A 24,743-nucleotide genomic window follows, 5' to 3' on the forward strand; every position below is an offset into this window, starting at 1 on the left:
ATTTTACTCATAAAAATACACTCTTTTTACCCGCTGCGAAATATTGGTCAATATTTCATACGGTATGGTGCCTATCTGCTGCGCCAGATCTTCGATGGTTTGCTGCTCATTAAAGATGATCACCTCGTCGCCTTCCTTCACCTCTACGGCACTCACATCGATCATGCACATATCCATGGCAATGTTGCCAACAGTAGGGACCAGCACGCCCTTTACCAGCATCTTGCCTACGCCATTACCAAAGGCCCGCAAGTAACCATCAGCATAACCAATGCGTACCGTGGCAATACGGCCGTCATGTAACAGGCTGCCCTTGCGGTTGTAGCCCACGGTCTCGCCGGCGGTGATGTACTTTACCTGCGATATACTGGTCTTGAGTGTGGCAATGGGCTGCAGGCCGTTCAAATGCTGAGGCACGGCACTATCGATGCCATAGAGGCCTATACCCAAACGTACCATATCAAAATGGGCATCGGGCCAGCGCATAATGGCCGATGTGTTGGCGATATGTTTGATCACTGGGTGACCCAACGCGGCCTCGATCCTGGCCGCCGCATCACGGTAGGCCTTGATCTGCTTGCGGGTAAAATCATCATGGGCCTCGGCATCGCTGGCCACCAGGTGCGAGAACACCGAGTTGACCTTGATGTATGGGTTGTCTTCCAGCAACTCGCAAAGCATATCCCATTCGGCGTATTCAAAGCCCAAGCGGTGCATGCCTGTATCGATCTTGATGTGTACGGGGTAACCCTTCAGATCGTGCTGCTGCGCGTAGCGTACGAACTTGTCGAGTATACCGAAGCTGTACAGTTCCGGTTCAAGGCGGTACTCGGTCATTTTATCGAACGCTGAAGGCTCGGGGTTAAGCACCATGATGGGCAGTTTGATATCGGCCTCGCGCAGGGCAACACCCTCATCAATGTACGCCACGGCCAGGTAGTCCACCTTTTGATGCTGCAGGATGTTGGCTACCTCGAAAGTGCCGCTACCGTATGAAAAGGCCTTTACCATGGCCATCATTTTAACGCCCGACTGTAATTTGGAACGATAAAAGCTCAGGTTACCCAGCAGCCCGGTCAGGCTGATCTCGAGCATGGTCTCATGAGCTTTTTGCGACAGCGCCTTACTAATGCGCTCAAACTCAAAACTGCGCGACCCCTTGATTAGGATCGCCTCGTTATTAAAGTTGATCTCCTTGCGGTGGCGCAGCATATCGGCCGTATCGGCGTAAAAGAACGTCTGCGGACCATCTTCAAAGTAGCTGCGGTGCTTGCTCAGCGCCTCGCCTACGCCAATAAAGCGGTTCACGCCCTTGGCTTTAACCATATCGGCCACCTGGCGGTACAACACATCCTCCTGCAGTCCCGACTGAAATATATCGGACAGGATCAGCGTATGTACCTTATGCTGATTTTGCTGCTGCAAAAAGTTGAGGGCGATCTCGAGCGAGCGCACATCAGAGTTGTACGTATCATCGATCACCGAGCAATCGTTGATACCTGTGCGCATCTCCAACCGCATACTTACCGGGGCCAGGTGCTCCAGGCGTTTATCGGCCTCAACGGGGCTATAGCCAATAGCCAGCAGCGTTGCCCAGCAGGTGATCGCATTCTCCACCGAGGCTTCATCCAAAAACGGGATCAGACACTCGATCTCCTTACCCTGGTAACGGGCGCGCAGGTAATAACGTTTGGAGATGATGGTCTCGCTGAACACCTGCAGATCGGCCTGTTTACTGCGGCTCCAGCTAAAGGTACGCGCGGTAGATGGTAGCTCCTGCTGATATTCGATCAGTTGATCGGCGTTGTGAATGATCAGCTCACAGTCTTTAAATAGTTTCAGTTTTTCGACCACCTTTTGTCGCCTGTCGGCAAAGCCTTCATCATGTGCCGAACCCAAATGGGTAAGCACGCCAATGGTAGGCCTGATCATGGCTTGCAGCGCTTCCATCTCACCAACGGTGGATATACCCGCCTCAAAGATGCCCAGATCATGATCAGGACCGATCTGCCATAACGACAATGGCACTCCTATCTGTGAATTGAAGCTCTTGGGATTGCGTACGATGTTATGCCCTGAGGCCATCAACTGGTAAAGCCATTCTTTAACAATGGTTTTCCCGTTGCTGCCCGTGATACCGATCACCTGGATATTAAAACGGCTGCGATGGTGTGCTGCCAGCGTTTGCAGCGCCCTCAACACATTAGGCACCACCAGGAAGTTTGCCGCGGTGTAGGAGTTGGCAGGTATGTGCTGCACCACAAAATTGCGGACACCATGCGCATATGCCTCATCAATAAAATCGTGTCCATCGCGGCGGCCTTGCAGGGCAAAGAACAGGCTTTCGGCCGGGTGAGCGATCTGCCGGCTATCGGTCAGGAGTATGCTGATGCTGTTCTCGCGTACGATGGTAGCGGTGGCGTTAATGATCTGCTGTATGTCAACAATAGGGTACGGAGTGCTCAACATAAGTGCGAAGGTGAAACTTTTTAGCTAAACACCCAAACGCGCAAAGTGATGAGCGATCGTTAGAAAAAAACAGCGAACGCGATACCTGTATCGTACCGGCAATGGCAAGCGAAATGCTTATTTGGAATTAGCCTTCAGCATCACACGGCCTTTTTTGGTCAGCGCACACTCTGGCACCCGCTCTTCAGGGTTGGTGATGTCCACAAGGGTGTAAGAGCGGAGCGTTTCCAGGTCCTCCTTACTGATGCCTTTGGCTTTCCCGGTCTCGGCAATGATCTTTAATGCGGCAACTACCTCTTCGTGTTTCATGTATGATACTTATCAATAACAGTTATGACCTGCAAAATTGCTGTTTTTTAAGCGAATAGCCAAGCGCCTTGTTCTATGGTGCCACATCTTCCAGCATTCTTAAGACTGAAAAAGCCGCCCTCCGGCGGAAGACAGCTTTATAGATCGTTTATGAACAGACGACGGCGATCAATGCCAAAGCATACCTACAAGGCCCAACACGGTGCCCATCCACAATCCAATGATGTATATCACGATGCTTAAGATCACGGCAACTGCCTTGTAGCGATCAAGATACCAATTGATCAGGTAAGCAAAGGCGCCACCGGTAGCACCGGCCAGTGCGATCATCACGAACGGCCGCAACATCCACATAGGCCCCCACTCGGGCTTTGGATGCTTTACCGGTAAAAGGAATAGGGCCATGAGGAGCAGGCCAAGGCCGGCACCGGCAGCTGCAAGGTTCAAAAGCTTACGGTAGTTAATAGCTCGGGGTACAAGGGTGTTCGGTGTCATGATGATTTGAATTGATGAACAAATATAGAAAAGTACTTTCAAAATAAAAGTACAATTAAACAAAATATTTTTCCTTTAATATCGCTGCAAAAGAAATGTCATTTGAGAACGCCTCGAGAACAAGTGAAAGGATGCAAAGTAAACCGTGATATATAAAAAAAGCCTTCCTGAGAACCAGGAAGGCTTTGATGAGCGAAAGACGAGATCCACTCGCGACCTCGACATTGGCAAGGTCGTGCTCTACTAACTGAGCTACTTTCGCGTTGGCTTATAAAAAACCCGATACATCATGTCGGGTAAGTACCTGGGGCGGGAATCGAACCCGCACTCGCCTTAAGGCGAACCCCGACATTGGTCGGGGCGTAACTACCATAATGCTTAGTGATCGGCGACCAAACGTTCAATGTAGACCCGGCTCTTCATCTTTTTGATATACAATTCCCGGGCATTAGCCTCTTGCTTGGTAGTAAAGGTCTCGATGTACTTGACTTCCCACGGTCCTTTGTTGCGTGTGGCTGTTACCATGCCGCTATTATAACGACACGAACGCTCATCCATATCAGCTTTATGGCCGATATAATAACGACCACCTTTTTGCGACCAAAGAATGTAAGTGTAGAACATAGCGCATAAAAAAAGCCTTCCTGATGACCAGGAAGGCTTTTGTGAGCGAAAGACGAGATTCGAACTCGCGACCCCGACCTTGGCAAGGTCGTGCTCTACCAACTGAGCTACTTTCGCGTTGGCTGATAAAAAAACCCGATACGTCATATCGGGTAAGTACCTGGGGCGGGAATCGAACCCGCACTCGCTTTAAGGCGAACAGGATTTTAAGTCCTGCGTGTCTACCAGTTCCACCACCCAGGCAGGTGATATACCTTTTAAAAAACAGATCCCTTCTGAACTCAGGAGGGATCGTGAGCGAAAGACGAGATTCGAACTCGCGACCCCGACCTTGGCAAGGTCGTGCTCTACCAACTGAGCTACTTTCGCATTTTCGTAAGTGATACTTGCCGTAACGTGTACCCCTTTCGTTTTTGGTGATGCAAATATAGGCACAAAAGCGTACTGTGCAAATAAAAAATTTAAAAGTTTTTTAACTTTCCTATAACTCGCTGGCTTTCAAAACATCGTTGATCAGGTCATTTTCAAAACCCCGGCACATGGCATACTGCATCAACTTATACCGGCGTTTGTACGGATCTTTTTCGGTCACCTGGGTGGCTTTTTTGGTGAGCACATTGGTAAGCAGGCGCAGGTATTCGTCGCCATCGATGGCGCGCAGTGCCTTACTGATCAGTTTATCTGGTACCCGTTTTAGCTTCAAGCCCTGCTTGATCTTGATGCGCCCCCACCCTTTCATCCTGAATTTGCCCTGTGCGTAGGCATTAGCGAAACGCTCCTCATTCAAAAAGTTGTTAGCGATCAGCTCGCCGATCACCTGCTCAACACCGGTCGGGTACATGCCCATATCGTACAGCTTATCACGCACTTCCTGTTGTGATCGCTCCTGGTAGGCACAAAAGTGCTCGGCCTTGGCCAGGGCGGTCTTTACATCGGTGATACGTTTCTTTTTGGGCTCGTCCATCGGTACAAATTTAGCCATCAGCTAACAAAAAGCAGCAGCTGATCTTAAGCCTTTACCGTGCCGTGATCACTTATTAGCCGTCACCCTGAACCAGTCTACATCGGCGTAGCCCGAATCATTGGTTCGCCCTTCCCGTGTGCAGAACAGGCCCACTTTGGCGCCTTTCCAGCGGCCTACTTCGGCTGTGAACACGTCGACTACTTCTTTAAAGCTATTGCCATCGGTACTGTAACTGAACCGGCACTTACCGCCTGCCTGCACCACTACTCGCAGGTACACGGGCACTTTGCTTTCCAGTTCGGTGATCACCGTTTCTTGTTCGGTTTTGCCTTTCTCGGCGTCTTGACAAAGGGTGTACACCAGGTATTGGCCGTCCTTTTTGCTTTTGACCGCTATGTTGGCGTAACTGAAACCCATAATGGTGAGTCCGGCCTTCTCGTTCTCCACTTTGGGGTTAGGCGTAAAAGTGAGTTTGACGGTAACGGTGAACTCATCGGCCATGAACTTTTGCAGCAACACATTAGGGGCACGCCAAAGGTTAGGCGCGCCTTCGGGCCATTGATCGCTGTAGAGCCTTAAGGTGCCTTTGGCTGCGTTCAGGTACAGCCAGGTGGGTTTGGGATTGGCCTGCCACTGCCATTGCATACCAAGTGTGGTGGTGTTGAACTCATCGCTCTCAACCGGGGTATTAACAGGGTACACCTTACCTACATTGGGCTTTTTGTAGGTGAGCACCGGCTCGCCTTTACCATCGCCGTCCTTATCGATGCCGATCACCGGCCAATCGTTCTTCCAGGTCATGGGTTGCAGGTGTACTACGCGGCCGTAGGCCTCTTTATCCTGAAAGTGCATGAACCAGTCCTCACCTGTGGTGGTGTTCACCCAGGCGCCCTGGTGCGGGCCGTTGGTAGTACTTTTGCCCTGATCCATTACCACCTTGCGCTCGTAGGGGCCATACAGGTTCCTGGAACGCAGCACTAATTGCCATCCGGTAGGCACACCCCCTGCCGGAGCGAAGATGTAGTAGTAGCCATTCCGCTTATAGAATTTAGGACCTTCGATGGTGGGGTCGGTCTCGTGGCCGTCGTATACGATCACGCCATCATCGGTCACACGGGTGCCTTCCTTATTGAGCTTATTGATGGCGATCACACTCTTAATACCCGCCCGGCTGCCTGCAAAGGCATGTACGAGGTACATCTGACCGTCATCGTCCAATAGCGGACAAGGGTCAATGATACCTTTACCTGCCATGACCAGCACAGGCGCGCTCCACGGGCCAGCGGGATCTTTGGCTTTCACGAGGTAGATGCCGTGATCAGGGTCGGGATAGTAAATGCAGAAATCGCCTTTATAGAACCGGATGGCGGGAGCCCATACCCCATCGCCGTGACGCGGTACGCTGAAATGCTCGAAAGGAGGCTGCTTTAATAACGCATGCCCGATGATCTTCCAGTTCACCAGATCTTTAGAATGCAAGATGGGCAGGCCTGGAATATCCTCAAAACTCGACGAAACGAGATAGAAGTCGCTTCCTACACGGATCACATCAGGGTCGGAGTAGTCAGCGTTGAGGACCGGGTTCTTGTAGGTGCCGTTACCCTGATCGGCCGACCATACTTTTGAGATGTATCCGCTGGGCGCTGGTCTTCCTGTCGTCTTTTGCGCAAAGACCGCCTGACCGGCCATTATCATACCGCCCAGCAGAACGAGAACGTTGATCTTTTGCCTGATATTAATGAAGTTAGATAGGTTCAAATCGGTGATGTTGATGATGGCCGTGCGGCCTAAGCAAGTATAGCGAATAAGTTGGACGCGCAGCAACGCTGCTCAACGCTATCTTCAACATTCTGATCATTTTAAAACAAAAAAGGCCTACGGAGAGGCCTCGATATGGTTATGAACCGAACGGCTCGAAGTCGAGCGATACGGAGTTCATACAGAAGCGCTTGTAAGTGGGCGCCGGACCGTCGTCAAAAATGTGGCCCAGGTGCGAGTTACAACGGGCACACTCCACTTCGGTACGTTCCATCCCGAACGACTTGTCTACCTTGTAGATCACCGCGTTCTTGCGTACGGGCTCAAAAAAGCTGGGCCAACCGCACTCGCTGGCAAACTTAGCGGTAGATAGGAACAGCTTATTGCCGCATACCGCGCAGTAATAGGTGCCTTTGGCATTGGCGTTCCAGTACTTGCCGGTAAAGGCGCGCTCGGTGTTTTGCTCGCGGGCCACAGCGTACAATTGCGGCGACAGGATCTTCTTCCACTCGGCATTGCTCACCTTGAGCGGGCGGGTATCGGTGTTGGAATAGTAAGGATTGTTCTGGTGTCCTTTGGAGCTTTTGATCTGCTGCGCCATCACACCACCTGCAGTAGCGATCAGTAAGCAGCAAATGAATATCATCTTTTTGATCATGGTCATCATTGTTTGTACACATATACGGCGTTTCCTCACATAGCGTATCTCAAAACTCCCGTGTTTGACAATTTTATTACACAACATAGAAAAGGGTAGTGCCAATGCACTACTCTTTTTCAGATCTTTGCGATGATCGTTACCTCTCGTTCTCCGGGAAATCGGCACCTAAGGTGAGGTCCTTTAACTCCTCAAAGTTCTTACGTTGTGTGTCCAGTTTTTCAATGGCCATGTCAAAGGCCATCTTGCCTAACAGTAAACGCAATTGGTCACTGCCCGAGGTCACTACCTCGATGATAGCCTCGCAACCGCGTACAGGGTCGCCCACCTGCTTACCGCTGTTGGCCTGACTGGCCTGCATGCGCTTGCCCACAGTGTCTTGGTAATCATCGATCTGCACTTCGGTACGCGCGGTAGACCGGCCTGCCCAATCGGTACGGAACGGACCCGGCTCTACGATCAGCACCTTGATACCCAGCGGACCAACCTCTTGCGATAACGACTCGGAAAGGCCCTCCACCGCAAATTTAGTAGCGTGATAATAGCCGGTAGACGTAAACGCCCTCAAACCACCAATGGACGAGAAGTTGACGATATGCCCGCTGCGTTGTTCACGCATCACTGGTAACACAGCTTGCGTCATGCTGATCAGGCCGAAAACATTGGTCTCGAACTGGGCACGGATCTTTTCATCCTCACCCTCTTCAATACTGCTGAAATAGCCATAGCCGGCATTATTCACCAACACATCGATGCGGCCAAATTTGTCGAGCGTCTGCTTTACGGCAGCGTCCACCTGCGCTTTGTCGGTCACGTCTAACGACAGTACCAGCGCGTTATCTTCATGCCCTTGGGCCAGATCCTTCACCTGGTCGGGCTTGCGGGCCGTGATCACGGCCTTCCATCCCTTGTTCAGTATCAATTTTACCAACTCGCGGCCAAAACCGGTAGAACAACCGGTGATGAACCATACTGGAGTGCTTGTGTTTTCCATCAGGTAGTTTGTTTCAGTTTGTTTGCTAACATAACTGATGGTATGGCCGTGGGTTTTGATCCGCATGCAAATTGACCGTGACATTAAAAAGGCCGGTAGTGTTCAGTACTACCGGCCTTTCAGGTCGTTCAATATCTTATGCTTACTTTAATAGGTAAGGCTTTAAGGCCTTCTCCCACAAGGCATATCCTTCAGGCTTCATGTGCAGGCGGTCGCCTCTAAAAAGTTCTTCTTTAATGTTGCCCTTACCATCTACCATTAGCGGGTAGATGTCCACAAAAGCGATGTTCTTTTCTGTTTTGATGAACTGGCTGATCAGCTGGTTAGTGGCCTTCACCTTATCAATGAATTGCACACGGCTTGGGCTGGGTTTCATGGCAATATACACCAATGGCACGGTAGGCAGCTTGGTCCTGATGGTGCTGTACAGGGTCTTGAAACGGGCAAATATGCTGTCGGCGTTCAGGGTGTTGTCGCTAATGTCGTTCTCACCCACATAGATCACCACCTGTTTGGGCGCGTAAGGCACGATCAGATCATCCACATAGCGGGTGATATCGTTAGTGCGGGTGCCGCCCACTCCCCTGTTCAGTACCGTGTACTGCGGAAAAGCCTTGGCCATGCCGCTCCATAAACGTATGGACGAGCTGCCGGTAAAAACGATGCCGCCTTTGGGCGCCTCGTATATCTTATCGTACTTTTTAATGGTTTGCACATCATCATAAAATGGCGGCAGTTGCTGCGCCGATGAATGTGCAGTGCCTATGGCCATCATGACCAAGGCAATGGCCCATGACCGTAAGATCGTTCTTCTCATTTTGGTAAAATATTATCAGTTAGATGGGCGGCAATATACGAACATAAACCACAAAGGCGACCCTTTGCCGGGCCGCCTTTGTGCATAGGTAGATGGCAATAAGCCTTTACAACCTGATCTTTACAAAATAGATACGGTTACGGTCCAACGAGTTGGTTGCCGGTAGGATCTTGGGCGCAAAGGTGTTGGAGCCATTGTCCACCACGCTAAAATCATCATCGTTGGAGATGGCCAGTATATTGCCGGGCAGCAAAGCCAGGCCTTCGGCCTTATCATGCGGGTAAACGGTGGGCAGGTCCTTCAGCAAATCAAGCACCTGAGTTTTGGTGACGGCGTTAATGCCTGCTGCGGTAAGGCCGGCGTTATCGTTCAGCTCTTCCACCGTTTTACCACCGTACAGTTTGCCGTTGGCACCGTTGGAGGCATCAGATATATCGGTAGCGTTACTGATATCGATCTTGAATACCTTTTTAAAGGTGGCCGGGCTGGTAGATGCACCGCCGTAAAGACCATCGCGCTCAAGGGTCAAAAAGGTGGTGGCGTTAACGGCAATGATCTCGCTCACGCCGGTCAACGATTTGTTGTCCATCAGATAAGCGTACTGTTTGGTAGCGCCCGAAGCGATATCAAAGGTCACGATGCTCAACACCGTCGAGTTAGCCACCGCGTTTTTCGATGGATTGTACATGGGCGATTGCATCATCCCCACCAAAGTTTTACCATCGGGTGTGATGGCCAAGCCTTCCATGCCACGGTTGGCACGGCGGGTCATGAACACGGCCGGTATCTTGCGGCCGCCAGTACCGGTACCAAATGGGTTGATACGTTCGATAGTTTTGCCAGTAGCATCAAAATGCACGATGTGCGGGCCGTACTCGTCACTGATCCAGAATGAGCCATCGGCCATGCGTACCATCCCTTCCGAGTCGATACCATCGGCGCTTGGGGCGATCACCTGGCCATTCAAGTCATAGGCGGTCTCGCCCGAGGCGCCCATACCGGCCGGGTTAGGCAGTCCGTTCAATTTGCCGCCATTAGCGTTCTTCAGTTCGATGGTCTGCTCCAATACCAACTTGCCATCCTTTAACCTGAACTTGCCGATCTGCGGGCAAAAATCAGGACGGCCGATAATGATCGAGTTGGCGGCAGTGCCCGCCACATTGGGGCCACGATCGGTAAGCAGGTAAAATACATCGGCCTCGGTGGGATCAGCCGCCAGGGATGATCCGAATCCGCCGTTGTATACCTTCACGCCCTGCGCGGTGGTGTACAACAAAGCCGGATCTGACGCCTCGGCCATATCAGGGTAAGTAAAATTGTCGTTGTGGTGCTTTTTGCAGGATGCAAAGCATACGGCAGCCAGTGCCAGTGTAGCCAAAAGTGATCTGTTCATTGTTGTTTAGTGTTCGATCCGCAAAACAAGTGCGGCAATATGAACACACCATTAACTTATGAACAAGTGTTGGCTCAGCTGCGCTTACTGATCGGCCAAGTAGCTGATCGTTTGCTCAATGATGTCGCAGCATTCGGTCATTTGCTCGGCCGTGATCACCAGCGGTGGCGAAAAGCGGACCGTATGGCCATGAGTAGGTTTAGCCAGCAGTCCGTTACGCGACAGCGCCATACATACATCCCAGGCGGTAAAGGTCAGGTCAGTGGCTATATCGATGGCATTAAGCAGTCCACGGCCCCTAACAGCGGTAATAATGTTGGGGTACCGCTCCTGCAATTGGTACATACGCCCGCGAAACACCATGCCCTGTGCATTGGCATTGGCCGGAAGTTCTTCTTGCTGGATCACTTCCATTGCGGCAATGCTCACCACGGCGGCCAGCGGGTTGCCTCCAAAGGTGGACCCATGCTCACCGGGCTGTATACACAGCATGATATCATTATTAGCCAGCACGGCCGATACTGGTAACACGCCACCGGCCAGGGCCTTACCAACGATCAGCACATCAGCCTGTACCTCATCATAATAACTGGCCAGCAGCTTGCCGGTACGGCCAATGCCGGTCTGTATCTCATCGGCCAGGAGTAACACGTTATATTGTTTACAAAGGGCATGTACCGCGGCCAGGTAGCCCTCATCCGGTACGATCACGCCGGCCTCTCCCTGAATGGGTTCTACCAAAAAGGCACAAATATCAGGGTCAGCCTTCAGGGCTTGTTCAAGCGCATCTACATCGTTATACGGGATGATGCTGAAGCCCGGCAGGTAAGGCCCAAAACCCTCGCGCGATTCGGCACTGTCAGAAAATGAGATAATGCCTGTGGTACGGCCATGGAAGTTGCCCGAGGCCGTCAGTATCCTGGCCTTGCCTTCCTGAACACCCTTGCGCAAGTAGGCCCATTTACGGGCCAGCTTGATGGCGGTCTCCACGGCTTCGGCACCCGAGTTCATGAACAGGGCCTTATCATAATTGAACAGGCGGCAAACGAATTCTTCAACGCTGCCCAGCTTATCGTTATAAAAAGCACGCGATGTAAGGGTAAGTTGCGCGGCCTGCTGCGTGAGGGCACCAATGATGTGCGGATGGCAATGACCCTGATTAACGGCACTATAGGCCGACAGGAAGTCGAAGTACTGCTTGCCTTCCACGTCCCACACGTGCACGCCTGAACCACGGCTCAGCACCACAGGCAGCGGATGATAGTTATGAGCGCCAAAGCGTTCTTCGGTATCGATATAATGCTGCGGATCGGTGGTGATATTGGTCGTCATACGCCTTAGAGTGTTGAAATTGTGGCCGCAATATACCTTTTTAGTGAATAGTGACCGGCCCTTTTATCATCAACGCTGAGGGGTACCTTCGCCGTATATTTTAGGTGTTCTTGACAATGATGCTTTCGATGATGTCGGTCGCATCTTCGCACTTGTCTGTCGCATCTTCCAGTGCGGCCAGTATCTCGGTATATTTGATGAGTTCGATGGAGTTGGTCTCGGTATGTACGATGGCCGACATGGCCTTGTCATACACCTTATCGGCGTAATTTTCTAACTGCTTCACCTTGCTGCAATGGCCGGCCATCACCGGCGCGTTATGCAGATCACGCAGTGCCTGTATGCAGTGGTCAAGCTCGATACTGGCCTCTATCAGGATGCCCGCTATCTCACGGATGGCCGGTTCCACAAAGTCGAGCTTGTACAGGCTGATGCGCCTGGCGGCCACGTTCATGCTATCGCAAACCTGGTTCATGGCTGATGCCAGCGCATACATATCGTTACGCTCGAACGGCGAGATAAGCGCACGCGACGAGCGCAGGTACACCTGGTGCTTAATGTCGTTCCCTACCGTTTTTAACCTGCTGATCTGGTTAAAGTGCATCTTTTCGTCGTGCGGCGAATCGCTGCAAACGGCCTTGTACAGCAACTGGCTCATTTGCACGTTGTTGGTGGCCGACCGGCCGAAAAGGTCATAAAAAATTTGATTGCGCGGAACGAAAAAGCTTAACAGGCCAGACATTGAAATGGTGTATGCACCAAAAGTATGTGCACCTTGTTAAGCCTGCGTATACCCTGCTTTACCATTTTGTAAGCATCCGTTCCGCGCAGTGATCAGGCCTGAGCCCGGCAGATCTTTACCGTTTTTTGTCAAGCGCTACCAATGCTATACCACCGATCAGCAGTATGCCACCGGCATATGGGGGCCATGATACGGTCTTTTCCTTATCGGCAGATACCTCGATCGGTCCTGCATCAATGATCTTTTCTTTTTTAGTGTAGGTGAATCCGGTCCAGATGAGCATGATGGCTCCGATCACGATAAATACGATACCTGCTGTTCTCATATCAGTAAAGGTTGTTTTTGATACCAAAGTACCAACGGCCATAATTGTTTGCAAAGGCAAGCGCAAGCCAGCGTTCCAAGCTACCGAACAGTGGTTCTTTATGAAGACTTAGTGTACCGAATCGTGTTACATCAATGTAACAGAATTCCCCAAATTTCCCCACTTTCCAGCATTACGAATTTCGCAAAAACCCAACTTTTTCCAGAAAAAGCATACAAAATACCGAAATGTAACACCTGATGTAACACTTTTGACCCTATATGTAACACTGCGATCGTGTATCGAGCAGTGCGCATTACTCCTAAAAGTGGTGAAACTTCAGTTTTTTGCGGATCTCATAATTATCAGAGACCTGATCAGATTTTAAGTGCCCGACAAAACCAGGGAGCATTGATATTGGTTAACTGACTATTAATATACATCAACCGAAAAATTATGGCCGACCTAAGCGTACAACCTAAAAGAAGAACACCCTGGTGGTTATGGATCATATTACTGGTGCTTACCCTGGCCATACTGATATTTTTTATGCGTGGCTGCGGTAATGTGGCCATTGGTGCCTAAGCATTAATAACATTAACTATTCACTAAAGCCATATCCTGGCCCACTGACATACCTATGGACGATACCGTATACAGCCGCCTTGAAGAGCTAAGCGGCAGCGATTATGAGATGACCGACGGACAGCCTAACATTAAAGGCTGGGACGTTAAGAACGACAAGAACGAGGTGATCGGCGATATAGAAGAACTCCTTTTCGACCCGCATACCCGTAAAGTGCGCTACATTATCGTTGATACCGACGCCAACGACCTCAAATTGGAAGCACGCAAGATCCTGATCCCGATCGGTGTGGTAGAATTGCATGCCGACCATGATTTTGTGGTGGTGCCACAGGTTGAGGTATCACACCTGGAAACGCTACCCGCATATACCAAAGGCAGTGTGACCGCTGAGCACGAGGGACACATCCGCAATGTTTTCTCGAGCCTTGGCGCCGCCGGCATGGGCATGGGCGCTGTTACCGCCACCCCCACCGAAGACTTTTACGAGCACGAGCAGTTCAACCAGAACCGCATTTACAACCGCCGCAAGCAAGAGACCAACCCGGAAAAGTTGTTGCCCGAAAAAGGTACGGCTGATGAGGATAACCGCGACATCTTTTAATAACAAAAAAGGCGGGCCGAATAATCGGCCCGCCTTTTTTATGGTCATTCAATACTTATTACCGGATATTGAACGGTAAAAAGAAACCGAACGTGATGTTACGGCCCGGATTAAATACGCCCAGGTCAAGGTTCTCCTGGCTGATGCGGCCTGGTTTCAGGCGGCTCAGTGCATCATAGTAACGTTTGTTGGTCAGGTTAGCGCCCGACACGTAGATCTTAAGCGGCTGCGAACCTAATTTGATCGTGGTACCGATACCTGCATTCAACAAGGTATATGAATCGGTGGGTGTTTCAAAGGTGGCATCTACACGGGTCTGCTTGAAGTAATTATCCAAACCTACGTAGAAGTATAAAGAGTTCAGTCCTTTTACCTTTGGCTCAAAACGCAGGGTGTTGTGCACCGCACCGGCAGGTGTAAATGGCAGCGGACGATCGAACGAGCGGTTCTGCGCATGAGTATAGTTAAAGGTATTCTCGAAGTGGATGAAAGATACCGGGTGCAGGGTCAGGGCTGCTTCAGCACCGTATAAATTGGCGTTCACCTGTCCGTAGCGGTATACCGGGTAATCTACCAGCGGTTCGTCAGGTATATTTACCGATTCGCCATTGGTCGATGCATAAATGAAGTTGTGCACATAGTTCTCATACACACCAACACTACCGGTCACGATACCCGAACCGAACTCTAAAGTAGCATCGGCCTGGTAGCTGCGCTCAGGGCTCAGGTTACCATTACCTACCTCATACCTGAAAGTACCTTCGTGAACACCATTTGAGCCTAATTCGGCCGGGTTAGGTGCACGGAAAGCCGTACCTGCATTGGCTTTGAAGTTCAGGTTATCATTAAAGATGTGGGTGTATCCCAAGGCACCGCTCACACTGTTAAAAGTGTTCTTGAAGCCGGTGAACTTTTGCTCACCATCTTCGGTCAGTTGTTTACCGTTGTTCTTGATATAGTCGTAACGCAAACCGGCGCTCACGGTATTTTGTCCGTAGGTCTTCTTCACGAAACCGAACACACCGGCCGCATAGGCGGTATATTCAGGGATCAGCTTCTCTTCGGCCTTGTTCAAACTATTGCCAATGCTACCACTCAAACCGATCACCGGTTCCCATCCATTCTTAGCAGGTAATGAATATTTGGTGTCTAATGAGTAGGTATTAAGGTCGAAGAACAGTGATGGATCAGGGCCATCTTCCAGCTCGCGGCGCTGGTTCTTTTGATATCCCAGATCAACTTTCAGGGAACCTTCGCCAATCACAAAGTTATTGTTCAGTGCGATCTTATAATGACGAATGTCCTGACGAGGGAAATCCAGCGTACGTGAGCGCTCGGTGGTATACAGGTCATCTACCGACTCAGGGTCGAAGAAACCGATGTTGTTCTTGTAATAAGAAAAGTTCAGATGTGAGTAGCCCCAGCTTTTATTCAGGCCTACCATACCGCTTAGGTTAGTATTGTTATAACCACTATTAGGGAAATAACCGGCTGGGGTCTTGAATGAATAGGCATTCTGGTAAGAGCCTCTTCCACGCCATACAAAGCCATTTTCGTTACCGGTCAACATCAATGACGAACCGGTCAGGCCGTTGTTGGTGGAATAGTTGCTCAACACCTCACCTTTGATCAGGCCTGGTGCTGGAGCCAAGGGCTCAACTAGGTTGATCACACCGCCGATCGCGTCCGATCCGTATTGTAAAGAAGCTGCACCACGCAATACCTCCACTTTATCGGCCTGGTACTGATCCAACTCGATACCGTGCTCATCGCCCCATTGCTGGCCTTGTTGTTTAACACCATCGCTGATGGTCACTACGCGGTTGTAGCCTAAACCGCGGATCACCGGTTTGGATATACCCGGGCCGGTAGTGATCTGGCTTACACCAGGCACTTGTTTGGCCAAGGCATCGATCAGGTTGGTGTAAGGACCTTGCAGGTCTTCTTTATCCACCACCGTGGCCGATGTACTGTTGTTCTTGCTGGTCGATGTGATCAGCGTGCCGGTGACCACCACCTCCCGCGTTTCGATCATGCTTGGTGTAAGGGCCAAGTTCAAAGCCGTTGGCGACGAAAGATCGACCGTGCGGGCTAAGGTCTGGTAACCTAAATAACGTACCTCAACCACGTAGCGGCCACGGGCTGGTAAGGTACTAAAGCTGAACTGACCATTGGCGTCGGTGCTGGTACTGATCTTTAATTGTGGAATGGTAACGGTAGCGCCAACGATCGGGTCATTGGTCTTGGCATCGGTAACTTTTCCGGTAAATGCGGCTAAACCCGCGGCATATATATATACAGGTAATAACAGCAGCAATAAGCTGCCTAAGAATTTTGATCTCATGGTAATAGAAAATACTTAACAGATGATTGAAAACAGAAATACACAGCTACGCCAGGGCAGCTGTTATGGTCAGCACATCAAACTGTCGGTGGACCTCTGTTACCTGATAGCAGCAGCTGGATACTCTGATATTGTACAGCATGCGCTACCGGCCGGTATGAGCTGGTAAGTGTCCAGAACTGGAAAACGTCGTTCTGTGGGAGTAATAGCTGAAAGTTGCCATGCTGCGCACAAACGGGGCAATCATCGTCGCTTAAACGAGAGCGGTCCTTTTGGGCAAAGTGCTTGGCAGTGCGTGTGTCAAACTTGTGCGTATGTGCGAACAGGATGAGCTGCCCCGCCACGAACGTGAACAGGAGCATCATCGACACCCATAACTTTGCACTCTTTTTATTCACAACTTTGTTGCAAATATATCGCTCCGACCGGCTTTTTCGCAATTAATTCTCATCATAACTGTTTTATTACAAATTCAGGGCTTCATCGTCGCTATTGCTAAGGTCTTTCTTGCAAAGCCATCCAAACCCATCAGGCGTTACCCTGTTAAGGCTGTATGGCCGCATCCAAGACCCCGATATATACCGCACTTGCTGCAAATCTGCTCATTGCAGCCACCAAATTGACAGCGGCCATATTCACCGGCAGCTCGGCCATGGTATCTGAGGGGATACACTCACTGGTGGATACCAGCAACGAGGTGTTATTGCTTTTAGGGATCAGCAAAAGTCAACGCCCTGCCGATGAGCAACGCCCCTTCGGTTATGGCAAGGAGCTTTATTTCTGGTCGTTCGTGGTGTCGTTGCTATTCTTTGCGCTGGGCGGCGGCTTTTCGATATATGAAGGTATCGAGCACCTGATCAACCCACAGGAAGTGACCAACCCTATCTGGAATTACGCCGTGTTAGGCATAGCGTTCATATTTGATGGCATATCATTCATAACCGCCATGAAGGAGTTCAAGCGGCAGCGTGGCGAAACTCCATTTTGGAAGGCGGTACGGCAGAGTAAAGACCCATCTACCTTTGTGGTGCTGTTCGAGGATGCGGCCGACGTGATAGGTATACTGATCGCCTTTAGCGGTATCCTGATCGGCCAATTGACCGGCAACCACTATATAGATGGCATAGCATCGGTATTGATCGGCTTGCTGTTAACCGCCGTAGCTATCATATTGGTACGGGAGAGCCGCAGCCTGCTCATGGGCGAAACGGTTGACCAAGCCGAAATGGAAGAGGTTTTAGCGATAGCAAAAAGCCACCCGGCGGTAGAACGCATCATCCATCAACAATCGATGTACCTTGCCCCCGAAGAAGTGATCCTCTTATTGCGCATCGACCTTAAGCAGACCAACGCCTCCTCCATCGTTAAGAGCATTAACGAGATACGCGATAGCATCAGGCAACGCTATCCGCATTATAAGCAACTGTATATAGAGCCGGCGAGTTGAGGTGAAATGTGCAGATGTGCGGATGCGAATATGTGCATATGCAGGAATCGGGACCGGTGTTCAGCACATCCGCACATTCATCATCCGCACATCAAATGATCCCCGCCTTCTCCAGTTCCTCGGCCATTTGCTGTTGGAGCTTTAAGGCTTCGGCGCGGGCGGCTTCCGCAAAATCCTCGCCGTTGGAGGCATAGATGATCGAGCGGGATGCGTTCACTAACAAACCGCAATCTTTGGTCATACCATAGCGGCATACGTCCTCCAGGCTTCCGCCCTGGGCGCCTACGCCGGGAACCAGCAAAAAGTTATCGGGCGCGTAACGGCGTATGTTCTCAAATTCGGTGCTTTTGGTAGCACCAACCACGTACATAATGCGGTCGGCACCGGCCAAAGTATTCATTTTTTTGATCACGGCCTCGTATAAAAAGCCTTTATTGGTTTGCAGGTATTGCAGATCCAGGCTACCTATTGATGAAGTTAGCGCCAGGATGATCACCCATTTACCGTCATATGCCAGGTAAGGCGTCACACTATCGTGGCCCATATAAGGGGTGATGGTGATCGCATCGAAGCCCATCCCTCCGCTTTGCTCATCAAAAAAGGCACGGGCATAACGATCGCTGGTGTTGCCTATATCGCCACGCTTGGCGTCAATGATGCTCAGGCAGTCTTTAGGTAAATATTCGTAAGTACGGGTGAGCGCCTGGAGGCCTTTTACGCCATAAGTTTCATAAAATGCGGCGTTAGGTTTGTAGGCCACACAAAGGTCACGAGTGGCGTCAATGATACGCTTATTGAATTCGAATATAGGGTCTTCATGATCGTGCAAAAAGGCGGGTATCTTATCCAAGTCGGTATCCAGACCAACACATAAAAACGTTCTTTTTTGCTTGATCTGATCAATGAGGTCCTGTCGTGACAGCATACTTATAAATTATATATATGACTTTTTTTGAGATCAAAAAAACTAAAAATCATTGGGAGTGTTAGCCAATTGCAAGTATTTTTTAAAATAATTGCGGATCTTGAAATAAATGGTTACTATTGCAGCGTTTCCAACACAGATTTTTCTTGCGCTAAAGAAAAGTTGTAAAAAATCCCACGTTGCATACCATTATTTGATAGAGTATTTTTCCGAAGGTACGTTACAGCCGCAAGAGCGATTTTCTTATACATTTCTTACAGAATCCCATATTGAATTATAATTCATAGCATGCCTGATACACTTGAATTGAATGACAAATTAGTGTCTGAATTACGTCAAATGGCTAAAGAACTGGGCATTGCCGAAGCAGACGAGCTGCGTAAGGCCCAACTCATTACCCGCATTGTTGAACAAGAAAAAATGATCGATGCGGCCCGCGCCCAACGATCTACCTTAGATAGTAATTACGGTGGCGCAGAAGCTGCCACTGCCGAAACTCCTGCCGAAGCACCCGCAGCCGAAGATAAACCACGCAAAAGAACACGTACCGTTAAAGGCAAGACCGCCGCACCGGCCCCTGCCCCGACCGCAGAGGAGGTCGGCGCCGACCTTTTTGCAGCTCCGGAGCCTGTGGTACAGGCCGAGACCGCACAAGCCGGTACACCAAATGATGTAGAGGCTGTAGAGGCCTTGAGTGAGCAAGCCGCGCCTATTGCACCTGCCGCCCTCACTGAGAACACTACTCCTGCCGCGCCTGTTGCACGTCCTCAAAAATTTGAGCGCAGACAGAACGACCGCGACAACAATAACAACAACAATAATCAGCCGAAGCAGAACCGCGAAAAGAACGACCAGAACGCTAAAAAAGAAGAGATCAACCTTGACTTTGATAACGTGATCGTTAACGAAGGCGTGCTCGAGATCATGCCTGATGGTTACGGCTTCCTGCGTTCTTCTGACTATAATTACCTGACCTCGCCCGATGATATCTATGTATCACAGTCGCAGATCAAACTTTTTGGCTTAAAAACAGGCGACACCGTTCGTGGTAGCATACGCCCGCCAAAAGAGGGTGAAAAATATTTCCCGCTGGTACGTGTAGAGGCCATTAATGGCCGTATACCTGCCGAGGTTCGTGATCGTGTGCCATTTGATCACTTGACCCCGCTTTTCCCGTCTGAGCGTTTGAACCTGTTCACTGATGCCGGTAACTATTCTACCCGTATCATGGACCTGTTCTCGCCAATAGGTAAAGGACAACGTGGTTTGATCGTGGCCCAACCTAAAACAGGTAAGACCATGTTATTAAAGGACGTGGCTAACGCCATTGCCAAAAATCACCCTGAGGTTTACCTGATCATCTTACTGATCGATGAACGCCCCGAGGAGGTTACCGATATGGCCCGCAGCGTACGCGCCGAGGTGGTATCATCAACCTTTGATGAGCCGGCCGAGCGCCACGTCAAGATCGCTAACATCGTTTTAGAGAAAGCTAAACGCATGGTAGAGTGCGGTCATGACGTAGTGATCCTGCTCGACTCGATCACCCGTTTGGCCCGTGCATATAACACCGTTGCACCTGCCTCAGGTAAGATCTTATCGGGTGGTGTGGATGCTAACGCCCTGCACAAGCCTAAGCGCTTTTTTGGTGCGGCCCGTAACATTGAGGATGGCGGCTCGCTTACCATTATCGCTACCGCACTGACCGAGACCGGCTCTAAAATGGACGAGGTGATATTCGAAGAGTTCAAGGGTACCGGTAACATGGAGTTACAATTGGATCGCAAACTCTCGAACAAACGTATATTCCCGGCTATCGATATCACTGCTTCAAGCACCCGTCGCGACGACCTATTATTGGATCGCGACACCTTGCAACGCATCTGGATCCTGCGCAACCACCTGGCCGACATGAACTCATTGGAATCAATGGAGTTCTTGCAAGCACAGATCCGTGGTACCCGCTCAAACGAGGAATTCCTGGTATCGATGAACTCATAAGCGAGTCACACGATAATGATACTGTAAGTAATGCCGAACTTGTTTCGGCATTACTTATTTATACCCACCTGCTGCGCAAACAATTGAAGTTAAGATCTGCTTAAAAGGTTATGCTATTCATGCACCATATCTATTTATTGGCTATCTTCAACCCCTGAAATGAGGAAACGCGTTCAAAAGCATGTGCCCAACGCCATTACCTGCGCTAACCTGTTCAGCGGTTGTGTGGGCATCGTTTGTGTTACTTTTCAGGACAACCTGATCTTTGCATCCTACTGTATATTCCTGGCGGCCATCTTTGATTTTTTTGACGGACTGGCCTCACGCGTGCTACGCTCCTTCTCACTGATCGGTAAAGATCTTGATTCCCTGGCCGATGTAGTAAGCTTTGGCGTACTTCCGGCCTTTATCATGTACCGGTTGTTCCTGCAGGCACCGCAGATCGAGCATGTGAGCAACTACCTTAACTACATCGCGTTCCTGATACCGGTATTCTCGGCTTTACGATTGGCTAAATTTAACAATGATGAGCGGCAGACCGATAGCTTTATTGGCTTACCTACTCCGGCCAACGCCATACTGATCGGCTCGTTCCCACTCATTTTGAAAGACAATTACACCTTCTTCAACGATTTTATCCTCAACCCCTTTTTCCTGGCGTTCTTTGTGGTGATCATGTGCGCCCTGCTGGTGATGGAGTTGCCGCTCATGTCGTTAAAGTTCAAGGACAGGGACCTCCAACGAAATTTTTACCGCTATTTATTGCTGCTGTTCTCTGCTATTTTGATATTGTTTTTTAAATTTGCGGCCATTCCGGCGGTCATCATAATGTATATCGCCCTATCATTTATTCAAATAAGACTCGCTAAATAGTATGAAATTCCAGGCCGAAATTGATGTAATGCCCAAAAAAGAGATCTTGGATCCTCAAGGTAAAGCTGTTACCGGCAGCATGAAGAATCTTGGTCTTGCCGAGATACAGAACGTACGCATCGGTAAACACATCAGTTTAGAGATAGAGGCTGAGAATGAAGAAATAGCTAACGCGAAGACCGAGCAAGCCTGTAAAAGCCTGTTAGCTAATCTTATTATGGAGAGCTATACCTTCACGGTAACTCCTGCTTAAGTCAAGCGCATTTCAAGATATTCTTTAAAACGAATATAGCCCATACAAAAAGGGTGTCAGCCGATAAGACTGACACCCTTTTTTCATCAAATACTAAACTTATCATTGCTTTTCAGCTTTGATCTCCTGTAGCTTTACCAGGTTGGCTTCGATCTGTGCCTTGGCGGTATCGAACTTTTGAACCACGGCACCTTCATCGGGTGCACCACTTTTGGCCATCATCTCAATATCCTGCATCATGCTTTGCAAGGTCAGCATTCCAAAAAAGCCCATGTTAGGTTTCAATTTATGAGCAGCAGCACCTACAACAGGCCAGTTCTTATCGGCAATGCCCTGGCTGATCTCAGTAACTAACTGAGGGGTCTGCTGCATGAACATATCTATCGATTCAACAATGAACTCATCGCTTCCATCGGCGATCTCGTACAAAAAAGAAAGGTCAAGGTCTGGGTTGGGTAGGGCTTCTGCCATGAGGTTTAATAATAGTTTATATCAAAATTAATTTTTTTTTACTTCCAAAGTATCGGTCAGCTCATTTTTTAATTGGCTTATGTCCTTTTGAAGTATTGGGTGTATAAGATCAGGCGCGATCTGTGCTAAAGGCTCCATTGTAAAGCGCCTGTTATGCAAGTGCGGGTGCGGTACGATAAGGTCTGGCTCATTGATCACCTGATCGCCATAAAATAGGATATCGATATCCAGCGTTCGTGAACCCCATTTTTCTTCACGCTTTCGTCCAAGTAACAATTCGATCGCTAATATCTCGTTCAATACTTGTCGGGCGGTCTTGTCGGTATGTATCAGGATGACCTGGTTCAGATAGTCGGGAGCATCGGTATTGCCCCAGCTCTGTGTACGATAAACGTCTGACGTGGTGACCACCTGCCCTACCCGGCTCTCGATGTGTTGAATGCCCTGTTGCAGGTATGCGGCGCGGTCGCCCAGGTTACTGCCCAACAGCAAATAAACGTTTACCATGTTGTAACAAATAATAGATTATACGCTCTAAAGCTTATATTGTACCCGATCATTAAGTTTGCATAGATAAATATTTAAAATAGTTAATGAAACAATTTTTCAAGTTCGTACTGGCCACCATGGTAGGCATCATTGTCATGAGTGTGATCCTGGTGTTCATGGTACTGGGACTGATCGCCTCGGCCGGCAGTGATAAGGAGGTGAACGTGGACGACAACTCGGTACTGAACATCTCTTTCAAGACCGCCGTGACCGAGCGTACGCCTAATGATCCCCTAGCCAACCTACCGGTGCTTGGATTGAATAGGGAGAAAAGTATAGGCCTGAACGATATATTAGCCAGCATCAAAAAAGCCAAGACCGACGACCACATTAAAGGCATCTACCTGAATGATGGCTACATGCTGAGCGGTCAGGCCACTACCGAAGAGATACGTAATGCACTGATCGACTTTAAACGTTCTAAAAAGTTCGTTATCGCCTACTCGGAGGTTTATACTCAAGGCTTTTACTACCTGGCCTCCGTTGCTGATAAGGTATATCTTAACCCCAAAGGTTACTTTGATTTTAAAGGCTTAAGCCAGGAGATCACCTTTTTTAAAGGTGCGCTTGATAAGTTGGGCATCGAAGCACAGGTTATCAAGGTAGGCACCTATAAAAGTGCCGTTGAGCCGTACATCCTGAATAAAATGAGCGATGCCAACCGCATGCAAGTGAATGCTTACCTGGGCTCACTTTACCAGCAATTCCTGACCAATATAGCCAAAAGCCGTAAGCTTGATAAGGATAGCCTTTATAACATTGCCAACGAATTGAAGATACAAGCACCGGAAGATGCCGTGAAGTATAAAATGATCGACGGCCTGAAGTACAAAGATGAGGTACTGGACGAGCTGAAGAAACTCACCAACATTAAGCTGAACAAGGACCTGAAAAGCATCGACCTGGCCGATTACGCTGATAGTAAGGGTGATAGCGATAGCAAAGGTGACAAAAGCGACAGCAACCAGATCGCTATGATCTATGCCTCGGGCGAGATCAACGGCGGCGACGGCGACGACAACTCGATAGGATCTGACAAGATATCGGCGGCTTTACGCAAAGTGCGTTTGGATGATAAGGTGAAAGCTGTTGTTCTACGTGTCAATTCTCCGGGCGGCAGTTCGCTGGCTTCTGATGTGATCTGGCGCGAGGTATACCTTACGAAAAAAGTGAAACCGGTGATCGTATCTATGGGTGACTACGCGGCATCAGGCGGTTATTACATCTCCTGTGCGGCCGATTCTATCTTTGCTCAGCCAAATACTATTACCGGCTCCATCGGCATCTTCGCCATATTACCTAACATGCAAAAACTGCTTAACGATAAGCTGGGCCTCACCTTTGATGGTGTAAAGACCGGCAAATATGCCGACCTGGGCGATGTTAGTCGTCCGCTTACCCCAGAGGAGCGCGCCATATTGCAAAATGAAGTGAACCGCGGTTACGACGACTTCACAAAAGCCGTTGCGCAAGGCCGTAACAAGACCCAGGCTTACATAAACAGCATTGGCCAGGGCCGTGTATGGACAGGCGAACAAGCCATCAAGATCGGTTTGGTGGACCGCTTAGGCAGCATCAATGATGCGATAGCCAGTGCGGCCAAAAAAGCCAAGCTGAAAGATTACAAAGTGGTGGGCTACCCTGAGCAAAAAAGCCTGTTCAAAAAATTTGGTGCCGATATTGAGAGCCGCGTAAGCGAGCACTTCATGAAGGCGGAACTGGGTGACAATTACAGCTACTTCCAGCAGATCAAAGGTTTACAAAAAATGATGCGTACACCGCAGGCTCGCCTGCCTTTCGTGGCCGAGATCAAATAAGGCTACTTGCCAGCA

The 24,743-nt window shown here is 49.6% G+C and carries 25 protein-coding genes and 4 tRNA genes; 7 read left to right on the forward strand and 22 right to left on the reverse strand.

Annotated features, from left to right (window positions below):
• Positions 1 to 3: 3 nt before the first annotated feature.
• The 17 genes from LLH06_RS15160 to LLH06_RS15240 all read right to left on the reverse strand — a co-directional run bounded on the left by LLH06_RS15160 (position 4) and on the right by LLH06_RS15240 (position 12,880).
• Positions 4 to 2,469: a bifunctional UDP-N-acetylmuramoyl-tripeptide:D-alanyl-D-alanine ligase/alanine racemase gene (locus LLH06_RS15160; protein WP_228170138.1), complete on the reverse strand. Its 2,466-nt coding sequence runs from the start codon at positions 2,467 to 2,469 to the stop codon at positions 4 to 6.
• A 117-nt stretch (positions 2,470 to 2,586) separates the two neighbouring features.
• The gene (locus LLH06_RS15165) at positions 2,587 to 2,778 is read right to left on the reverse strand and encodes a hypothetical protein (protein WP_228170139.1); all 192 of its coding nucleotides are present in this window, start codon (positions 2,776 to 2,778) and stop codon (positions 2,587 to 2,589) included.
• 168 nt (positions 2,779 to 2,946) lie between these two features.
• The gene (locus tag LLH06_RS15170; protein ID WP_228170140.1) at positions 2,947 to 3,273 is read right to left on the reverse strand and encodes a hypothetical protein; all 327 of its coding nucleotides are present in this window, start codon (positions 3,271 to 3,273) and stop codon (positions 2,947 to 2,949) included.
• Positions 3,274 to 3,464: 191 nt separating this feature from the next.
• Positions 3,465 to 3,535 (reverse strand) — tRNA-Gly (locus tag LLH06_RS15175).
• Positions 3,536 to 3,651: 116 nt separating this feature from the next.
• The gene (locus LLH06_RS15180; protein WP_228170141.1) at positions 3,652 to 3,897 is read right to left on the reverse strand and encodes a GIY-YIG nuclease family protein; all 246 of its coding nucleotides are present in this window, start codon (positions 3,895 to 3,897) and stop codon (positions 3,652 to 3,654) included.
• Positions 3,898 to 3,941: 44 nt separating this feature from the next.
• A tRNA-Gly gene (locus LLH06_RS15185) sits at positions 3,942 to 4,014 on the reverse strand.
• Positions 4,015 to 4,054: 40 nt separating this feature from the next.
• Positions 4,055 to 4,140 (reverse strand) — tRNA-Leu (locus tag LLH06_RS15190).
• A 53-nt stretch (positions 4,141 to 4,193) separates the two neighbouring features.
• Positions 4,194 to 4,266, reverse strand: a tRNA-Gly gene (locus LLH06_RS15195).
• A 112-nt stretch (positions 4,267 to 4,378) separates the two neighbouring features.
• Positions 4,379 to 4,879, reverse strand: coding sequence for a regulatory protein RecX (locus LLH06_RS15200; RefSeq protein WP_228170142.1), 501 nt, complete (start codon positions 4,877 to 4,879; stop codon positions 4,379 to 4,381).
• Between the two features lie 48 nt (positions 4,880 to 4,927).
• Positions 4,928 to 6,619 (reverse strand): glycoside hydrolase 43 family protein, encoded by a 1,692-nt coding sequence (locus tag LLH06_RS15205; RefSeq protein ID WP_317206682.1) that lies wholly within the window; start codon positions 6,617 to 6,619, stop codon positions 4,928 to 4,930.
• 139 nt (positions 6,620 to 6,758) lie between these two features.
• A complete protein-coding gene (msrB, locus tag LLH06_RS15210) occupies positions 6,759 to 7,277 on the reverse strand; it encodes a peptide-methionine (R)-S-oxide reductase MsrB (RefSeq protein ID WP_228170143.1) in 519 nt (172 codons plus the stop codon).
• Between the two features lie 139 nt (positions 7,278 to 7,416).
• Positions 7,417 to 8,271: an oxidoreductase gene (locus LLH06_RS15215; RefSeq protein WP_228170144.1), complete on the reverse strand. Its 855-nt coding sequence runs from the start codon at positions 8,269 to 8,271 to the stop codon at positions 7,417 to 7,419.
• Positions 8,272 to 8,413: 142 nt separating this feature from the next.
• Complete coding sequence (locus tag LLH06_RS15220; protein WP_228170145.1) at positions 8,414 to 9,088, reverse strand: GDSL-type esterase/lipase family protein; 675 nt, start codon at positions 9,086 to 9,088, stop codon at positions 8,414 to 8,416.
• A 106-nt stretch (positions 9,089 to 9,194) separates the two neighbouring features.
• Entirely contained in the window at positions 9,195 to 10,481 is a 1,287-nt protein-coding gene (locus LLH06_RS15225; protein ID WP_228170146.1) for an esterase-like activity of phytase family protein, read from the reverse strand.
• 84 nt (positions 10,482 to 10,565) lie between these two features.
• Entirely contained in the window at positions 10,566 to 11,813 is a 1,248-nt protein-coding gene (gene rocD / locus LLH06_RS15230; protein WP_228170147.1) for an ornithine--oxo-acid transaminase, read from the reverse strand.
• 100 nt (positions 11,814 to 11,913) lie between these two features.
• Positions 11,914 to 12,555, reverse strand: coding sequence for a DUF47 domain-containing protein (locus LLH06_RS15235; RefSeq protein WP_228170148.1), 642 nt, complete (start codon positions 12,553 to 12,555; stop codon positions 11,914 to 11,916).
• A 115-nt stretch (positions 12,556 to 12,670) separates the two neighbouring features.
• Entirely contained in the window at positions 12,671 to 12,880 is a 210-nt protein-coding gene (locus LLH06_RS15240; RefSeq protein ID WP_228170149.1) for a hypothetical protein, read from the reverse strand.
• Between the two features lie 435 nt (positions 12,881 to 13,315).
• Here LLH06_RS15240 and LLH06_RS20720 point away from each other — a divergent pair, with 435 nt between their 5' ends.
• Positions 13,316 to 13,444: a hypothetical protein gene (locus LLH06_RS20720; protein WP_262909348.1), complete on the forward strand. Its 129-nt coding sequence runs from the start codon at positions 13,316 to 13,318 to the stop codon at positions 13,442 to 13,444.
• 55 nt (positions 13,445 to 13,499) lie between these two features.
• Positions 13,500 to 14,048, forward strand: coding sequence for a PRC-barrel domain-containing protein (locus tag LLH06_RS15245; protein ID WP_228170150.1), 549 nt, complete (start codon positions 13,500 to 13,502; stop codon positions 14,046 to 14,048).
• A 58-nt stretch (positions 14,049 to 14,106) separates the two neighbouring features.
• Here the strand turns inward: LLH06_RS15245 and LLH06_RS15250 are convergent, their stop codons facing one another.
• Both LLH06_RS15250 and LLH06_RS15255 read right to left on the reverse strand, forming a co-directional pair.
• On the reverse strand, positions 14,107 to 16,392 hold the full coding sequence (locus tag LLH06_RS15250) for a TonB-dependent receptor (RefSeq protein WP_228170151.1): 2,286 nt from the start codon (positions 16,390 to 16,392) through the stop codon (positions 14,107 to 14,109).
• A gap of 77 nt (positions 16,393 to 16,469) precedes the next feature.
• The gene (locus LLH06_RS15255) at positions 16,470 to 16,790 is read right to left on the reverse strand and encodes a hypothetical protein (RefSeq protein WP_228170152.1); all 321 of its coding nucleotides are present in this window, start codon (positions 16,788 to 16,790) and stop codon (positions 16,470 to 16,472) included.
• 155 nt (positions 16,791 to 16,945) lie between these two features.
• Between LLH06_RS15255 and LLH06_RS15260 the strand changes: the two genes are divergently transcribed.
• The gene (locus tag LLH06_RS15260; RefSeq protein WP_228170153.1) at positions 16,946 to 17,839 is read left to right on the forward strand and encodes a cation diffusion facilitator family transporter; all 894 of its coding nucleotides are present in this window, start codon (positions 16,946 to 16,948) and stop codon (positions 17,837 to 17,839) included.
• 91 nt (positions 17,840 to 17,930) lie between these two features.
• Here LLH06_RS15260 and pyrF read toward each other — a convergent pair whose 3' ends face one another.
• Entirely contained in the window at positions 17,931 to 18,761 is an 831-nt protein-coding gene (gene pyrF, locus LLH06_RS15265; RefSeq protein WP_228173302.1) for an orotidine-5'-phosphate decarboxylase, read from the reverse strand.
• A gap of 342 nt (positions 18,762 to 19,103) precedes the next feature.
• Between pyrF and rho the strand changes: the two genes are divergently transcribed.
• The 3 genes from rho to purS all read left to right on the forward strand — a co-directional run bounded on the left by rho (position 19,104) and on the right by purS (position 21,891).
• Positions 19,104 to 20,765: a transcription termination factor Rho gene (gene rho / locus LLH06_RS15270; protein ID WP_449560086.1), complete on the forward strand. Its 1,662-nt coding sequence runs from the start codon at positions 19,104 to 19,106 to the stop codon at positions 20,763 to 20,765.
• Positions 20,766 to 20,924: 159 nt separating this feature from the next.
• Positions 20,925 to 21,638 carry a CDP-alcohol phosphatidyltransferase family protein gene (locus LLH06_RS15275; RefSeq protein WP_228170155.1) on the forward strand — a complete coding sequence of 238 codons (714 nt, stop codon included), beginning with the start codon at positions 20,925 to 20,927 and terminating at the stop codon, positions 21,636 to 21,638.
• A gap of 1 nt (position 21,639) precedes the next feature.
• The gene (gene purS / locus LLH06_RS15280) at positions 21,640 to 21,891 is read left to right on the forward strand and encodes a phosphoribosylformylglycinamidine synthase subunit PurS (RefSeq protein WP_228170156.1); all 252 of its coding nucleotides are present in this window, start codon (positions 21,640 to 21,642) and stop codon (positions 21,889 to 21,891) included.
• A 102-nt stretch (positions 21,892 to 21,993) separates the two neighbouring features.
• On the opposite strand, the gene LLH06_RS15285 is transcribed toward purS, so the two are convergent.
• Together LLH06_RS15285 and folK are read right to left on the reverse strand one after the other, a co-directional pair.
• On the reverse strand, positions 21,994 to 22,362 hold the full coding sequence (locus LLH06_RS15285) for an Hpt domain-containing protein (protein WP_228170157.1): 369 nt from the start codon (positions 22,360 to 22,362) through the stop codon (positions 21,994 to 21,996).
• 27 nt (positions 22,363 to 22,389) lie between these two features.
• Positions 22,390 to 22,869, reverse strand: a complete 480-nt coding sequence (gene folK / locus LLH06_RS15290) for a 2-amino-4-hydroxy-6-hydroxymethyldihydropteridine diphosphokinase (RefSeq protein WP_228170158.1) — start codon at positions 22,867 to 22,869, stop codon at positions 22,390 to 22,392.
• 86 nt (positions 22,870 to 22,955) lie between these two features.
• Here folK and sppA point away from each other — a divergent pair, with 86 nt between their 5' ends.
• The gene (gene sppA / locus LLH06_RS15295; protein ID WP_228170159.1) at positions 22,956 to 24,728 is read left to right on the forward strand and encodes a signal peptide peptidase SppA; all 1,773 of its coding nucleotides are present in this window, start codon (positions 22,956 to 22,958) and stop codon (positions 24,726 to 24,728) included.
• Positions 24,729 to 24,743 lie beyond the last annotated feature (15 nt).

Source organism: Mucilaginibacter daejeonensis (genome assembly GCF_020783335.1).
GTDB lineage: Bacteria > Bacteroidota > Bacteroidia > Sphingobacteriales > Sphingobacteriaceae > Mucilaginibacter > Mucilaginibacter daejeonensis.